The following is a 1,638-nucleotide window of genomic DNA, read 5'->3' as shown; positions in this document are numbered from 1 at the left end:
CGACCACAGTGGTCGCGGGCGTTCGCGTTGGCCGGACTTGTTGCCGGGCGGGGGGTTCGGGGCCTACAGCAGGATCGCGCCGCTCGTCGGATTGCCCTCGCGGGCGATCGCGGAGTAGGCGGCTGCCAGGAGGGAGGGGTCCGGGCCCTCGAGGCGGCCGGGCTTGGCGAGGCCGTCCAGGACCACGAAGCGCAGGACGCCCGAGTGGGTCTTCTTGTCGCCCTGCATGCTGTCCATCAGCTGGGGGAGCGCGTCGGCGTCGTAGGTTGTCGGCAGGCCGACGCTTTCCAGCACCGCGCGGTGGCGCTCGGCGGTGGCATCGTCGAGGCGACCGGCCAGGCGGCCGAGCTCGGCGGCGAAGACCAGGCCCACCGACACGGCCGCACCGTGCCGCCAGCGGTAGCGCTCGCGGCGCTCGATGGCATGGCCGAGGGTGTGGCCGTAGTTCAGGATCTCGCGCAGATCCGATTCCTTGAGGTCGGCGGCGACCACGTCGGCCTTGACCTGGATGGCCCGGCTGATGAGCTCGGGCAGCACCGTGCCGGTCGGATCCAGCGCGGCCTCGGGATCGCGCTCGATCAGCTCGAGGATCACCGGGTCGGCGATGAAACCCGCCTTGATGATCTCGGCCATGCCCGCGACGATCTCGTTGCGCGGCACGGTTTCCAGGGTCGCCAGGTCCACCAGCACGGCGGCGGGCTCGTGGAAGGAGCCGACCAGGTTCTTGCCCGCCTCGGTGTTGATGCCGGTCTTGCCGCCGACGGCAGCGTCCACCATGGCCAGCAGGGTGGTCGGCACGTGCACGATGGCCACGCCGCGCATCCAGGTGGCGGCCACGAATCCGGCCAGGTCGGTGGCCGCGCCACCGCCGAGGCTGATGATGGCGTCCTTGCGGGTCAGCCCGATCCGGCCCAGCACCTCCCAGCAGAAACCGGCGACCTGCAGGTCCTTGCCGGCCTCGGCATCCGGGATCTCGATGCGATGCGCGTCGATGCCCTTGTCCGCGAGCGCCTTACGCACCACCTCGGCGGTCTCGGCCAGCGGCGGCTGATGGAAGATCGCGACGGTGCGCACGCCGTTCCGCCCGGTGACCTCCTCGACCAGGTCGCCCAGCAGGCCCCGGCCGATGATCACCGGATACGGGTCTGCGGTGCGGACCTCGATGCGGGTCGGCTCGCTCATGGATGCTGCTCCGATTCTTGTGAAGGTGTGTCTGGTGTCTGCTCGCCGCTGGCCCGCGCCCGCGCTCGGGCCCGCCGGGCTCTGGCGCGCCGGGATCGGCCGGCGCCGGGCGTGGCCGGTGCGCCGGAGTTCGGGTGCGCGCCGCCGGAATCGGCGGGAGCGCCCGACTCCGCGGCCGGGGCGGTCGAACCCGATGCGGGGGTACCTGACCCTGCGCCGGGCCGGTGCGGCGTGGGAGTAACCGACGAGCGGCCCGAGGCGTCCGATGCGGAAGCGGCTTCGCTCCCTGAGCCGGGGGTTCCGGACCGGCCGGTGCCCGGATGCGCCTGGGCGACCGCGCCGCCGGGATTGTCATTCGAGCCCGAACCCGCTGCGGTACCGGGGTTTCCGGGCACCCAGATCGCGGCGTGCGGCGACCGGACGAACAGATTCAGCTCCGCGAGCGTGCCCGCGATC

At 72.5% G+C, this 1,638-nt stretch carries 1 protein-coding gene; it reads right to left on the bottom strand.

Annotation, left to right across the window (positions count from 1 at the left end):
* Positions 1 to 63: 63 nt before the first annotated feature.
* Positions 64 to 1,182, bottom strand: a complete 1,119-nt coding sequence (gene aroB, locus ABZ319_RS40385) for a 3-dehydroquinate synthase (protein ID WP_354991879.1) — start codon at positions 1,180 to 1,182, stop codon at positions 64 to 66.
* Positions 1,183 to 1,638: the final 456 nt, after the last annotated feature.

It is taken from the genome of Nocardia sp. NPDC005978 (assembly GCF_040614455.1).
GTDB lineage: Bacteria > Actinomycetota > Actinomycetes > Mycobacteriales > Mycobacteriaceae > Nocardia.
Note: the sequence above shows the minus strand (reverse complement) of the source record. Positions and strands in the feature narration are given on the sequence as shown.